Raw genomic sequence first — 12,449 nt, 5'->3', positions numbered from 1 at the left:
ACTGCTCTTCCGATCAGTGCTGGGCCGGCACGGGCTGACGCTGGCGGTCGCCGGCGCGGCCGACCCCGCCGTGTTCCGCGCCGGTGGCGGCGTCGCCGCCCAGGCCGCGCGGGTGCTCGGCCGCGTCTCGGATGCCGAGCTGCGCGCGCTCTACGAGAACGCGCTCTGCCTCGTGTTTCCCTCGCGCTACGAAGGCTTCGGGCTGCCGCCGCTCGAGGCCATGACCTGCGGCTGCGCGGTGGTCGCCGCCCATGCCGGCGCGGTGCCGGAGGTCTGCGGCGAGGCCGCGCTGTACTTCGACCCGGCACAGCCCGCGACGCTCGCCGAGGCGCTGGACCGCGTGGTGACGGAAGATGGCCTGCGCGAGGGGCTGCGCGCCGCCGGCCTCGCGCGCGCTGCGACCTTCACCTGGGAACGTGCCGCGCGGGAGCTGCTCGCGCGCGTGACGGAGATCAGCGCATGAAGGTCGCGATCGTCCATGAATGGCTGGACTCCTTCGCGGGCTCCGAGCGCGTGGTGGAACAGCTGCTCGCGGAATGGCCCGAGGCAGACCTGCATGTGCTGGTGGACTTCATGCCGGAGGCCGAGCGTGGCTTCCTCGGCGGGCGCGCCGTGCGCACCAGCTTCCTGCAGCGCATGCCCTTCGCGCGGCGCCACTTCCGCAAGTATCTCGGGCTCATGCCGATCGCGATCGAACAGTTCGACATGAGTGGCTACGACCTGGTACTGTCATCGTCGCATGCCGTGGCCAAGGGCGTCATCACCGGGCCGGGGCAGCTGCACGTCTCCTACGTGCACAGCCCGATGCGGTATGCGTGGGACCTGCAGCACCAGTACCTGCGCGAATCCGGCATGGAGCGCGGGCTGAAGGGGCTTTATGCCCGCCACCTGCTGCACCGGCTGCGGCAATGGGACCGCAGCAGCGCGGCGGGGCCGGACGTGGTGGTGGCGAATTCCACCTACATCGCCGAACGCATCGCCAAGGCCTGGCGGCGCGAGAGCATCGTGGTCCATCCGCCGGTCGACGTGGAGCGCTTCGCGCTGCAGGAGTCGAAACAGGACTTCTACCTCACCGCCTCGCGCATGGTGCCCTACAAGCGGATCGAGATCATCGCCGCCGCCTTCGCGCGCATGCCCTCCCGCCGCCTGGTGATCGTGGGCGACGGCACCAACGAGGCGCGCGTGCGCGAGGCCGCCGCCGGGGCCCCCAATATCGAGTTCCGCGGCCGCGTGGCGACGCCCGAGCTCGTGTCGCTCACGCAATCCGCCCGCGCCTGCGTCTTCGCCGCCGAGGAGGATTTCGGCATCGCGACCGTCGAGGCGCTGGCCTGCGGCACGCCCGTCATCGCCTATGGCCGCGGCGGCGCGCGCGACATCGTCACCCCGCCCGAGACCGGCCTGTTCTTCGACGCCCAGACGCCCGAGGCGATCAGCGCCGCGGTTGAGCGCTTCGAGACGCTGACGATCGACCCCGCCGCCTGTCGCGCGCAGGCCGAGCGCTTCTCCCGCACCGCCTTCCGCGCCGCGATGCGCCGCGTGGTGGAAGACGCGCGCCGATGAGGTTCTCTTTGGTGGTCGCGACGCTGGGGCGCGATGCGGAGGTCGGCGAATTGCTCGACAGCCTGCTGGCGCAGGGGCGTTCGGATTTCGAGCTGATCATCGTCGATCAGAACGACGACGACCGCCTCGGCGTGATCGAGGCCGCCTATGCGCCGCGGCTGCCGCTGCGCCGCCTGCGGTCGGCCGTGCGCCACGCGAACCACGCGCGCAACCTCGGGCTGCGGCACGCGCGCGGGGAGATCGTGAGCTTCCCCGACGATGACTGCCTCTATCCGCCCGGCGTGCTCGACCGCGTCGATGCGGCCTTCAGGGCGAGCCCGGCGCTGGCGGTGCTGACCGGCCCCGCGGCCTCACCTGCCGGCGGGCTTGGCTCCGGGCGCTGGCGTGCGGAGAGCGGAGCCATCGACCTGTCCAACGTCTGGACCAGCGTGATCGAGTTCAACCTGTTCCTGCCCCGCGCCACGGCGCTGTCCCTCGGCGGCTTCGACGAGGGCATGGGCCCCGGCACGCGCTTCGGCTCGGCCGAGGGCAATGACCTTGTCTGCCGCGCCATGGCCGCCGGCCTGCATGCGCGCTACGACGCTGACCTGCGCATCATCCACCCCGACAAGCGACTGTCCGACGTGGCAGTGGCGCGCGCGGCGGCCTATGGCCGCGGCCTGGGCTTCGCGCTGCGCCGGCATGGCGCGCCGGCCTCGGCCTGGATGGCCTTCCTGGTGCGGCCGCTGGGCGGGGTGGCGGTCAGCCTACTGCGCGGGCGGATGCACGATGCCGCCTACTACTTCATGACCTGGCGCGGGCGCGTGACCGGCGCGCTGGCCGCGGAAGCGCGCACGACGCGGAGCCTGCCGCCGCTGCACGAGGCCGCGTGATGCGCATCGCCATCGGCATCGCCACGCGCGGGCGGCCCGCCATCCTGGCCGGGGTTCTGGCGGACCTCGCGCGCCAGACCCGCGCGCCGGACCGCATCATCGTCTGCCACGTGACACCCGACGACGTGACGGGCTGCATCGGCGCCGAGTTCATCACCGCGCCCGCCGGCCTGCCGAAGCAGCGCAACGCCATCCTGGATGCCGCGACCGACTGCGACGTGGTGTTGTTCCTCGACGACGACTTCCTTTGCGCACCGGACTACCTGCGCGTGCTGGAAGCCGCCTTCGCCGCGCGGCCCGACATGGTGGTGGCGACCGGGACGGTGGTCGCCGACGGCGCGAATGGCCCGGGCTATTCGCTCGCGGAAGGCGCCGCGCTGCTCGCCGCCGACATGCCGCCGGCCGACGCCATGGCGATGGCGCCGCATTTCAACGGCTATGGCTGCAACATGGCCTTTCGCATGGACGTGGTGCGCGCGCAGGGCATCCGCGTGGACGAGCGCCTGCCCCTCTATGCCTGGTACGAGGATATCGACGTCACGCGCCAGCTCGGCCGCCATGGCGCCATCCTGCGCCTGGCCGGCGCGCGCGGTGTGCATCTCGGGTCGAAGTCGGGGCGCGTGAAGCAGTTGCGGCTGGGCTATTCGCAGGTGGTGAACCCGGTCTACCTGGCGCGCAAGGGCACCTTCCCCTGGAGCCACGCCATCCCGAGCGCGGCGCGGCATTGCCTCGCGAACCTCGTGCGCTCGCTGAGGCCGGAGCCCTGGGCCGATCGCTGGGGCCGCTTCCGTGGCAACATGCTCGGGCTGTGGGACCTGCTGCGCGGGCGCGCGGCGCCGGAGCGAATCCTCGACCTCTGACGCCCCCCTTCCGCCGCGGCCCGCTTCGCGCGACCATGCGGGCAAGGCAGGCAGGAGGAAGCGCCAGATGACACTCGAACCGGGCCGCGCGCGGCCGGAACCCACGCCCGAGACGAAGCATTTCTGGGAAGGCACGCGCAACGGCAAGCTGCTGCTGCAGCGTTGCGGCGACACCGGGAAGGCCTATTTCCCGCCGCGCCCCTTCAGCCCCTATACCGGCACGCGCAACGTGGAAGTGTTCGAGGCCTCGGGCCGCGGCACGCTGCATTCCTATGTCATCCACCATCGCCCGGTGCCCGGCTTCAAGCCGCCCTACGCCATCGCGGTGGTCGAGCTCGAGGAAGGCCCGCGCATGATGACCAACATCGTCGACTGCCCGCAGACGCCCGAGGCACTGGTGCTCGACATGCCGCTCGAGGTCGCCTTCACCAAGATGGACGAGGACATCACCCTGCCCCTCTTTCGCCCCGCGCAGGAGAGCAAGTGATGATCAAGCCAGGCGAGATCGCCATCGTCGGCGCGGCCGAGACCACGAAGCTGGGCGCCATTCCCGACATGGCGCAGATCATGCTGCACGCGGACGCCGCGCTGAACGCGATGGCGGATGCGGAGCTGAAGCCGTCGGACATCGATGGCGTGGCCTGCGTCGGGCCGATGATGCCGCAGCAGATCGCCCACTACCTTGGCATCACGCCGCGCTGGGTGGACGGCACCGGCGTGGGCGGCTGTTCCTTCATGCTGCATGTCCGCCATGCCGCGGCCGCCATCCATGCGGGTTATGCCAACACCATCCTCATCACCCATGGCGAGAGCGGCAAGTCGCGCGTCAACGGCACGCCGCGCCCGGCCGAGCCGCAGAGCCTGCAGGGCCAGTTCGAGATGCCCTTCGGCCCGATGGGCCCGCCCACGCTCTTTCCCATCCCCGTGCTGCGCTACATGAAGACCTATGGCGTCACGCACGAGCAGATGGCGATGGTCGCCGTCGTGCAGCGCGAATGGGCGGCGAAGAACCCCCGCGCGGCCTTCAAGGACCCGATCACGGTCGCGGACGTGCTGAACAGCAAGATGATCGCCTACCCGTTCCGGCTGCTGCAATGCTGCCTGGTGACGGATGGCGGCGGCGCGCTGATCCTCACCTCCGCCGACCGTGCGAAGGATTTCCCGCAGAAGCCCGTCTACATCCTGGGCAGCGGCGAATCCGTCGAGACCACCATGGTCAGCCAGATGCAGGACTTCACCAGCAGCCGCGCCTTCCGCGTGGCGGGGCCGGAGGCCTTCCGCATGGCCGGCATCAAGCACAGCGACGTCGACCACCTGATGATCTACGACGCCTTCGCGCACCTGCCGATGTATGGGCTCGAGGACCTCGGCTTCGTCGGCCGCGGCGAGGCCAAGGACTTCATCTGGGAAGGCAACACCCGCCCCGGGGCGAAGCTGCCGCTCAACACCAATGGCGGCGGGCTGTCCTACACCCACACCGGCATGTACGGCATGTTCGCCCTGCAGGAGAGCGTGCGCCAGGTGCGCGGCACCGCACCCGCGCAGGTGCCCGGCGTGAAGGTCAGCGTCTGCCACGGCGTGGGCGGGATGTTCTCCGCCTCCGGCACGGTGGTGATGAGCAACGAGCGGCCCTGAGCGCACCGCGACGACGGCCCCGCATGTGTCCAGCGGGGCCGTTCGGTTCGCGGAGGGAGACCGATGGAGGCAGATCGCCCCGCCACGCTTCACCTCTTCTGCGGCCGCATCGCCGCGGGGAAGTCGACGCTCGCGCGGCAACTCGCTTCAGCGCCGGGCACGCTCCTCATCGGGCTCGACGATTGGATGTCCACGCTCTATCCAACCGAGAATCAGAGCCTCGACGACTTCGTCGTTCTCACCGCCCGCATGCGCGCCATCATGGGCCCCCATATCGTCGCGCTGCTTGGGCTCGGCGTCTCGGTCGCGCTCGATTTCCCGGCCAATACGAAGCGCTGGCGGGATTGGATGCGCGGCATCATCGAGGAGTCCGGCGCGCAGCACGAGATGCACGTCCTCGACGTCCCAGACGCGGTGTGCCGGGCCCGCCTGCGGCGCCGCAACGACAGCGGCGAACACGCCTATACTGTGGACGAGGCGACCTACGACCTCTTCATGCGCCATTTCTCGCCTCCGACCGCCGCGGAGGGTTTCAACCGCGTCGTGCACAAGCCGCGCGACACGAAGCAATGAATGGGGAGACAACCTAGTGGTGAACCGTATCAGCCGCCGCATTGTGCTTGCGATGACGGGCGGCGTGTTGGCGCGTCCGACCGTCGCGCAGTCCGGCTTTCCAAGCCGCCCGATCCGCCTGATCGTGCCCTGGCCGCCCGGCGGGTCCACCGACGGCCAGCTGCGCGCACTGGCCGAGGTCGCCACGCGCCATCTCGGCCAGCAGGTGATCATCGAGAATCGCGGCGGCGCCTCGGGCACCATGGCCGCGCAGATCATGGCGGCCGAGGCGCGCGGCGATGGCCACCTGGTCGGGCAGTTGCCGATCACCGCCTTCCGCTTCCCGATGATGACCTCCCGCCCCACCTGGGACCCGATGCGGGACTTCACCTACGTCATCCACCTGACCGGCTACCTGTTCGGCGTGGTGGTGAAGGCCGACAGCCCCTGGCAGACCTGGCAGCAGTTCCTGGACTACGCGAAGGCGAACCCGGGCAAGATCGCCTATGGCTCGCCAGGTGTCGGTAGCACGCTGCACATCACCATGGAACGCATCGCCGCCGAGCGCGGGATCGAGTTCCTGCACGTGCCCTTCCGCGGCGGCGCCGACAATGCGCAATCGCTTCTCACCGGCGCGACTCAGGCCATGGCGGACAGCACCTCCTGGGCGCCGCTGGTCGATGGCGGGCAGTTCCGCCTTCTGGTCACCTGGGGCGCGGAGCGCGCCAAGCGCTACCCGAACGTGCCGACGCTGCGTGAGACGGGCACGGACATCGTCTCGGCCTCGCCCTACGGCCTTGCGGGTCCGAAGGGCATGGACCCCGGCGTGGTGCGCGTCCTGCACGATGCCTTCAAGGCCGCGCTGCACGACCCGGCGCACCTCGCGGTGCTCGAGCGCTTCGACATGCCGGTCATCTACATGAACAGCGACGACTACCGCGCCTCGGTCCAGCGCGTCATCGAGGAGGAGGGGGCGGTGATCCGCCGCCTCAACCTCACCATCAACTAGACCTTCGGCAGTTCCACCTTCCCGGTGTGGAGCTTGAGGCGCGAGAATTCCGGCGCCTCCTGCCCCGCATCGCGGAAGGCCTGCTTCAGCGCGGCCATGTTCGGCGCGAAGATGGTCTCGCGATTGGCGCTGACCCAGTCGCGCGACTGCTGCGGCATGGCAAGGCTGCCCTGGAAACGCGGCATCACCCAGCGGGCGAACAGCTCGAAGGACCGCCAGGTGGCCTCCCGATCCGCCCATTCATGGGCGCGGAACAGGATGCCGCCGGCGCCGCCCTCGGTGAAGGAGAGCAGCCGCTCGATGCCCGCCGCGACGGTTTCGGGCGAACCGACCAGCGTCGAGCCCATCGCGAGGCCGTCGCGCAGCGGGTCTTCCGATCGCATCGGCGGGCGGCCCAGGGTCTCGCTGAAATAGGTCAGCGTCTCCTGCACTTCCCCGACGCGCACATCGCGCAGCGCGCGCTCGTCATCCTCGGCGCAGTGCAGGTTGACCACCAGGCGCCAGTTGCGGCGGTCCATGGTCTTGCCGTGCTTCGCCGCCTCGGCCTCCGCCATGCGCCACTGCTCGGCGAGCGACCTCGGCCCGCCCGGCAGCCCGGCACCGAGCGAGAGCAGCCCCAGCCCATGCTTCGCCGCCGCCAGCGCGCCCGACGGCGTGGTGGAGGAGGCGACGGAGATCGGGAAGCAGGGCTCGGAATAGGGTGCCAGGTGCAGCCGCGCCTCGCGCAGCGTGAACCAGTCGGTCTCCATGGTGACCGGGTCCTCGCAGGCCAGCAGCCGCGTGATGGCCGTGAGCGATTCGTCCATCCGGCGGCGCTGATGCGCCGGGTCGATCCCTATCATGTAGGCATCGGACACCAGTGCACCCGGCCCGCAGCCCAGCATCACCCGTCCGCGCGTCATGTGGTCGAGCTGCACGAAGCGCTGCGCCACCAGCAGAGGGTGGTGATAGGGCAGGCTGGTCACGCCGGAGCCCAGCTTGATGTGCTTGGTGCGCTCCGCCGCGGCGCCGATGACGATCTCGGGGCTGGCGATCGTTTCCCAGCCGGCGGAATGATGCTCGCCGATCCAGGCCTCGTCGTAGCCGAGGTGGTCGAGCCATTCGATCAGGTTGATGTCGCGCTCGATCGCGAGCGTCGGGTTGTCGCCGACGCGATGAAAGGGCGCGAGGAAGATGCCGAAGCGCATGCGGCGCGGTGCGGTCACGGATGGCTCCATCACATCGACGGCGGATCGCCCGCCAGGAATTCGTCGCCGCCATAGCCGGCTTCCGCCGGGATGCGCAGCACGCGCCCGGCCTCGGTCATGCGCATCTGCGGCAGCACGGTGACGACCGGTGTCGCGCGCGCGGCGGCGAAGGCCTCGGCCACGCTGGCGTGGCGCGCGAGCTTGGTCAGGTTCATGCGGGTGGGGAAGACCACCTTGCGCGCGCCCGCCTCCGCCGCCGCCAGCGCATCCACCGGGCGGATCCAGACGCTGTCCACCGCTTCGTGCCCGTCATGCAGCGCGTCCTGGTCGGGTGGCGCGGCGGCGAGGAAGAAATGCGTATCGTAACGCTTCGGCACCGGCAGCGGCGTGATCCAATGCGCGAAATGCGCGAGCCCGTCGGCATCGGGCACCAGGCCACGCGCGGCCAGCATGGCGGCGAAGTCGCCCTCGGCCGGTGGCGGCGTACCTGGCGCGGCGAGCAGGATGCCGCATTCCTCCCAGGTCTCGCGGATCGCCGCGACACGAAACGCGCCGGCGGGATCGCCGCCGGCCAGCACGGCATCCGAGGTCTCGACCCGCCCGCCCGGGAAGACAAGCGCGCCGGAGGCGAAGTCGATCTCGTGGTGGCGCACCACCATGAACACCTCGAGCCCATACGCGCCGTCGCGCAGCAGCAGCACGGTCGAGGCAGGGCGTGCGGGGGCGGGTTCGGCCATGCGTCCATTGCAGCGCGGCGGCGCGCACACGGCAAGGCGCGTTGACGCGGCAATCCCGCGACAGCAGGCTTGCGTCCAGGGAAGGGGAGGAACGGCATGGCGCTGCTCGCGCGCTGGGCGGAGACGACGCCGGACAAGGTCGCGGCGCATTTCCCGGATCTCGGGCGCAGCATCACCTTCGGCGTGCTGGACGCACGCGCGACCCGCATCGCGCAATGGCTGGTCTCGCTCGGCCTGCAGCCGGGCCAGGGCATCGCCATGCTGATGGACAACCGGCTGGAATTCTTCGAGATCGCCTTCGCCTGCCGGCGTGCGGGGCTCTACTACACGCCGCTGTCGGTGCATCTGCGGCCGAATGAGGTCGCCTACATGCTGGGCGATGCAGGGGCAAAGGCGGTGATCGTCTCGCCCGGCGTGGCGGAGCTGGCCACCGCCATGCTGCGCGAAGGTGCCACCGGCGGCGTGCCGCGCTTTGCGGTCGGCGAGGGCCTGCCGGGCTACGAGGGCTTCGAGGCCGCGGTCGCGGCCGCGCCTGACGACCCGCTGCCGCAGCGCCCGGTCGGGCGCGAGTTCCTCTATTCCTCCGGCACCACCGGCCTGCCCAAGGGCATCAAGCGCCCGCTCGTCGCCTGGGAGAACCGCCTGGCGCCGGACTGGGACATGACGTGGAAGACGCTCTATGGCTGCGGGCCGGAGATGACCTACCTCTCGCCCGCGCCGCTATACCACGCCGCGCCGCACAGCTTCACGATCCGCCGCACCATCGCCGAGGGCGGCACCGTGGTGGTGATGAGCAGGTTCGATCCGCTGCGCGCGCTGGAACTGATCGAGCAGCACCGCGTCACGCACAGCCAATGGGTGCCGACGATGTTCGTGCGCCTGCTGGCGCTGCCGGAAGCCGAGCGCAGGCGCTTCGACCTGTCCTCGCACCGCGTCGCCATCCATGCCGCCGCCCCCTGCCCCGTCGGCGTCAAGCAGCGGATGATGGAGTGGTGGGGGCCGATCATCTGGGAGTACTACGCGGGCTCCGAGAGCGTGGGGACGACCGTGGTTTCGCCGCAGGACTGGCTGGCGCGGCCGGGCACGGTGGGGCGGCCGGTCAACGGCGTGACGCTGCACATCGTCGATGACGAGGGCCGCGACCTGCCGCCGGGCGAGGTCGGGCGCATCTGCTTCGCCGGCGCACCGCGCTTCGCCTATCACAACGCGCCGGAGAAGACCGCCGCAGCCTACGACGCGCAGGGGCGCGCGACGCTGGGCGACCTCGGGCGCGTGGACGAAGAGGGCTGGCTGTACCTCTCCGACCGCCGAGCGGACCTGATCCTGTCGGGTGGCGTGAACATCTACCCGGCCGAGATCGAGGCGGTGATCGCGCGCCATCCGGAGGTGGCGGAGGTCGCCGTGGTGGGCATCCCGCACGCGGAATTCGGCGAGCAGGTGCATGCCGTGGTGGTGCCGCGCGGGGCCACGCACGGGCTGCAGGCGGCGCTCGAGGCGCTGTGCCACGAGCACCTGGCCGGCCCCAAGCGCCCGCGATCCTACGAATTCGCCGAAGAGCTCCCGCGCAGCGAGGCCGGCAAGCTGCTGCGCAGGATCCTGAAGGAGCGCTACCTGTAGTGCGCAAGCGCGACGTATGATGCACGCCTGCGGGCCTGCGGCCCTCCGGCGAACACGCGTCAGCCCGTGCGCAGCCCCAGCCGCTCCACCCGCTGCCGCTCCTGCTCGTAGGTCTCGACGATGAAGCGGCCGTAGTCCGCGCTGTTCAGGTATTCGAGCGGCATGTCGAGCCGCCGCAGCGCCGCGACATGCGCCTGGTCGTCGAGCGCCGCCTTGAAGCCGTCATGCAGCGCGCGGACGATCTCCGCGGGCATGCCTGCCGGCCCAACCAGCCCGTAGGGCGAGGTGACGACCATGCCGCGATAGCCGAGCTCCTGCAGCGTCGGGATGTTCGGCCAGCGCGGCGAGCGGTCGCGCGACCAGACGTTGAGGAAGCGCAGCTTGCCCTCGTCCACCAGCTGCCCGACGCCCGAGCCGGTCGCGCCGGCCTCGATATGCGCGCCGAGCAACGAGGGCACCAGGTCGCCCTCGCCGCGGAAGGGCACGTGGGTGAACTCGATGCCCTCCTTCTCCGCGAGCTCGACCATGGTCAGGTGCGGCGTGCCGTTCGCGCCGGTATTGCCGACGCGCACCTGGCCCGGGCGGCGCTTCGCATCCGCCACCATGTCGGCCCAGCTCTGGTAGGGGCTTTCCGTGCGCACCGTCACGGCAAAGAGGTAGCCGGTCAGGTGGATGATCGGCGTGTAGTCCTTCGTCACGTCATAGGGCATCCGCTGCATGTGCGGCAGCCGCAGCGCAGGCAAGGTGAGCTGCGCGACCGTGTAGCCGTCGGGCCGCGCGCGCGCGACGTTCGCCGCCGGCAGCGTGCTGCCCGCGCCGGGGCGGTTCTCGATCAGCACGGTCTGGCCCATGTGGCGCGTCGCGGCCTCGGCGAAGGCGCGCATCTGCACATCGGTTGCGCCACCGGGCGGGAAGCCGATCTGGATGGTGATCGGCCGGCTGGGGAAGCGTTCCTGCGACAGCGCAGGGCGCGCCAGCGGCGCGGCTAGTGCAGCGCCGAGCGCGGCGCGGCGGGTGATGGTCGTCATTGTCGTTCTCCCCGGTGTTGTTCCGCGCGTCACAGCGTGCGCGCGATGATTTCCTTCATGATCTCGGAACTGCCGCCATAGATGCGGCCCACGCGCGCATCCGCCCAGGCGCGGCCGATCTCGTAGTCGGCCATGTAGCCGTTGCCGCCATGCATCTGTAGGCAGTCATCCAGCAGGCGGTTCTGCATCTCGGTCCCCAGCAGCTTCGCCTGCGCCGCGAGCTCGATGGAGAGCCCGCCCTGCATGTGAAGTGCGAGGCAATGGTCGCAGAACACCCGGAACATGTTCGCCTGCGCGCGCAGCTCGGCCAGCTTGAAGCGGTTGTGCTGGAAGTCGAACACCGCCTGGCCGAAGGCCTGGCGCGACTTCGCGTAGTCGATGGTTTTCTGCAGCATCACCTCCATCGACATCGCGGCTCGGATGGCGATGACTAGGCGCTCCTGCGGCAGGTTCCTGATGAGGTAGGAGAAGCCGGCATTCTCCTCGCCGAGCAGGTTCTCCGCCGGCACGCGCACATCATCGAAGAACAGCTCGGAGGTGTCGGCGGCATGCAGCCCAACCTTCTCGAGGTTGCGGCCCTTGGTGAAGCCGGGGGTGCCTTCCTCGACGCAGATCAGGCTGATGCCGCGGCGCCCCGCGCCCGGGTCGGTCTTGCAGACCACGATCACCAGGCCGCAGTTCTGGCCGTTGGAGATGAAGGTCTTGGACCCGTTGATGATCCAGTCAGATCCGTCGCGCCGCGCCGTGGTGCGCACCGCCTTGAGGTCGGATCCCATGCCGGGCTCGGTCATGGCGATGGCGGTGATGATCTCGCCCTTCGCCATGCGCGGCAGCCATTCGCGCTTCCTGCGCGGCAGCGCGAATTCCTCGATATAGGGCACCACGATGTCGGAATGCAGCGGGAAGCCGATGCCCGAGGCGTTGGTGCGCGCGATCTCCTCGATGATCACGGCGGCATAGCCGAAATCCGCGCCCGCGCCGCCGTATTCCTCCGCCATCATGGGGCAGAGCAGGCCCTCCGCTCCGGCCTTGCGCCAGACCTCGCGCGGGACGATCCCGGCGCGTTCCCAGTCGCGGTGGAAGGGCACGATCTCGCGCTCGAAGAAGCGCCGCACCTGGGTGCGGAAGATCTCGTGGTCGGCGTTGAAGACGCTGCGCGCGGAACCCGCGGGCGGGACGGCGGTGTCCATGGACGTGTCCTCGGTTGATTGGCGCGAGACTACCCTGCGCCGGGCGAGCGTGTCAGCCAGGAAGGGCGGCGGCGATCATCTCCGGCGCCAGCCCCCATTCGGCCAGCGCCGCCGCGCCATCGGCACCGCGTCGCGGCGCCGGCGCGGGTTCGGCCGCGGGCGTGCGGGAGAAGCGCGGGCTCGGCGCCGGCTGCGCCCCCCC

Annotated in this window: 13 protein-coding genes; 9 read left to right on the top strand and 4 right to left on the bottom strand. The window is 70.4% G+C overall.

What is annotated here, in order from left to right:
- The 8 genes from HW578_RS15480 to HW578_RS15445 form a co-directional block, all read left to right on the top strand.
- Positions 1–463: glycosyltransferase (locus HW578_RS15480; protein ID WP_198371451.1), on the top strand; the 463-nt coding region annotated here is incomplete at its 5' end.
- The gene (locus HW578_RS15475; RefSeq protein ID WP_198371450.1) at positions 460–1,560 is read left to right on the top strand and encodes a glycosyltransferase; all 1,101 of its coding nucleotides are present in this window, start codon (positions 460–462) and stop codon (positions 1,558–1,560) included. The genes HW578_RS15480 and HW578_RS15475, both read left to right, overlap by 4 nt.
- Positions 1,557–2,432 carry a glycosyltransferase family 2 protein gene (locus HW578_RS15470; protein WP_198371449.1) on the top strand — a complete coding sequence of 292 codons (876 nt, stop codon included), beginning with the start codon at positions 1,557–1,559 and terminating at the stop codon, positions 2,430–2,432. Before HW578_RS15475 ends, HW578_RS15470 begins: the two co-directional genes overlap by 4 nt.
- On the top strand, positions 2,432–3,292 hold the full coding sequence (locus HW578_RS15465) for a glycosyltransferase family 2 protein (RefSeq protein ID WP_198371448.1): 861 nt from the start codon (positions 2,432–2,434) through the stop codon (positions 3,290–3,292). Before HW578_RS15470 ends, HW578_RS15465 begins: the two co-directional genes overlap by 1 nt.
- A gap of 67 nt (positions 3,293–3,359) precedes the next feature.
- A complete protein-coding gene (locus HW578_RS15460; protein ID WP_198371447.1) occupies positions 3,360–3,779 on the top strand; it encodes a Zn-ribbon domain-containing OB-fold protein in 420 nt (139 codons plus the stop codon).
- Entirely contained in the window at positions 3,779–4,927 is a 1,149-nt protein-coding gene (locus HW578_RS15455) for a thiolase C-terminal domain-containing protein (protein WP_198371446.1), read from the top strand. Before HW578_RS15460 ends, HW578_RS15455 begins: the two co-directional genes overlap by 1 nt.
- Positions 4,928–4,990: 63 nt before the next feature.
- Positions 4,991–5,500 (top strand): AAA family ATPase, encoded by a 510-nt coding sequence (locus HW578_RS15450; protein WP_198371445.1) that lies wholly within the window; start codon positions 4,991–4,993, stop codon positions 5,498–5,500.
- A gap of 19 nt (positions 5,501–5,519) precedes the next feature.
- Positions 5,520–6,488, top strand: a complete 969-nt coding sequence (locus HW578_RS15445) for a tripartite tricarboxylate transporter substrate binding protein (RefSeq protein ID WP_369407904.1) — start codon at positions 5,520–5,522, stop codon at positions 6,486–6,488.
- Here HW578_RS15445 and HW578_RS15440 read toward each other — a convergent pair.
- Together HW578_RS15440 and HW578_RS15435 are read right to left on the bottom strand one after the other, a co-directional pair.
- Complete coding sequence (locus HW578_RS15440) at positions 6,485–7,693, bottom strand: LLM class flavin-dependent oxidoreductase (RefSeq protein ID WP_198371443.1); 1,209 nt, start codon at positions 7,691–7,693, stop codon at positions 6,485–6,487. The genes HW578_RS15445 and HW578_RS15440 overlap by 4 nt on opposite strands.
- A gap of 11 nt (positions 7,694–7,704) precedes the next feature.
- Positions 7,705–8,412 carry an NUDIX hydrolase gene (locus HW578_RS15435; protein ID WP_198371442.1) on the bottom strand — a complete coding sequence of 236 codons (708 nt, stop codon included), beginning with the start codon at positions 8,410–8,412 and terminating at the stop codon, positions 7,705–7,707.
- Positions 8,413–8,508: 96 nt separating this feature from the next.
- Between HW578_RS15435 and HW578_RS15430 the strand changes: the two genes are divergently transcribed.
- The gene (locus HW578_RS15430) at positions 8,509–10,029 is read left to right on the top strand and encodes an AMP-binding protein (protein WP_198371441.1); all 1,521 of its coding nucleotides are present in this window, start codon (positions 8,509–8,511) and stop codon (positions 10,027–10,029) included.
- 59 nt (positions 10,030–10,088) lie between these two features.
- Here the strand turns inward: HW578_RS15430 and HW578_RS15425 are convergent, their stop codons facing one another.
- Positions 10,089–11,057, bottom strand: a complete 969-nt coding sequence (locus tag HW578_RS15425; protein WP_198371440.1) for a tripartite tricarboxylate transporter substrate binding protein — start codon at positions 11,055–11,057, stop codon at positions 10,089–10,091.
- A gap of 29 nt (positions 11,058–11,086) precedes the next feature.
- Positions 11,087–12,247 (bottom strand): acyl-CoA dehydrogenase family protein, encoded by a 1,161-nt coding sequence (locus HW578_RS15420; protein WP_198371439.1) that lies wholly within the window; start codon positions 12,245–12,247, stop codon positions 11,087–11,089.
- Positions 12,248–12,449: the final 202 nt, after the last annotated feature.

The sequence above is a fragment of the Roseomonas rosulenta genome (assembly GCF_016106005.1).
Classification (GTDB): domain Bacteria; phylum Pseudomonadota; class Alphaproteobacteria; order Acetobacterales; family Acetobacteraceae; genus Neoroseomonas; species Neoroseomonas rosulenta.
This window is presented reverse-complemented; position numbering and strand designations above follow the sequence as displayed.

Excerpts from the sequence above, each read along its gene's own strand:
- HW578_RS15435 (WP_198371442.1), bottom strand. The coding sequence starts at position 8,412 with ATGGCCGAACCCGCCCCCGCACGCCCTGCCTCGACCGTGCTGCTGCTG.
- HW578_RS15460 (WP_198371447.1), top strand. The coding sequence starts at position 3,360 with ATGACACTCGAACCGGGCCGCGCGCGGCCGGAACCCACGCCCGAGACG.
- HW578_RS15430 (WP_198371441.1), top strand. The coding sequence starts at position 8,509 with ATGGCGCTGCTCGCGCGCTGGGCGGAGACGACGCCGGACAAGGTCGCG.
- HW578_RS15425 (WP_198371440.1), bottom strand. The coding sequence starts at position 11,057 with ATGACGACCATCACCCGCCGCGCCGCGCTCGGCGCTGCACTAGCCGCG.
- HW578_RS15470 (WP_198371449.1), top strand. The coding sequence starts at position 1,557 with ATGAGGTTCTCTTTGGTGGTCGCGACGCTGGGGCGCGATGCGGAGGTC.
- HW578_RS15420 (WP_198371439.1), bottom strand. The coding sequence starts at position 12,247 with ATGGACACCGCCGTCCCGCCCGCGGGTTCCGCGCGCAGCGTCTTCAAC.
- HW578_RS15475 (WP_198371450.1), top strand. The coding sequence starts at position 460 with ATGAAGGTCGCGATCGTCCATGAATGGCTGGACTCCTTCGCGGGCTCC.
- HW578_RS15450 (WP_198371445.1), top strand. The coding sequence starts at position 4,991 with ATGGAGGCAGATCGCCCCGCCACGCTTCACCTCTTCTGCGGCCGCATC.
- HW578_RS15455 (WP_198371446.1), top strand. The coding sequence starts at position 3,779 with ATGATCAAGCCAGGCGAGATCGCCATCGTCGGCGCGGCCGAGACCACG.
- HW578_RS15465 (WP_198371448.1), top strand. The coding sequence starts at position 2,432 with ATGCGCATCGCCATCGGCATCGCCACGCGCGGGCGGCCCGCCATCCTG.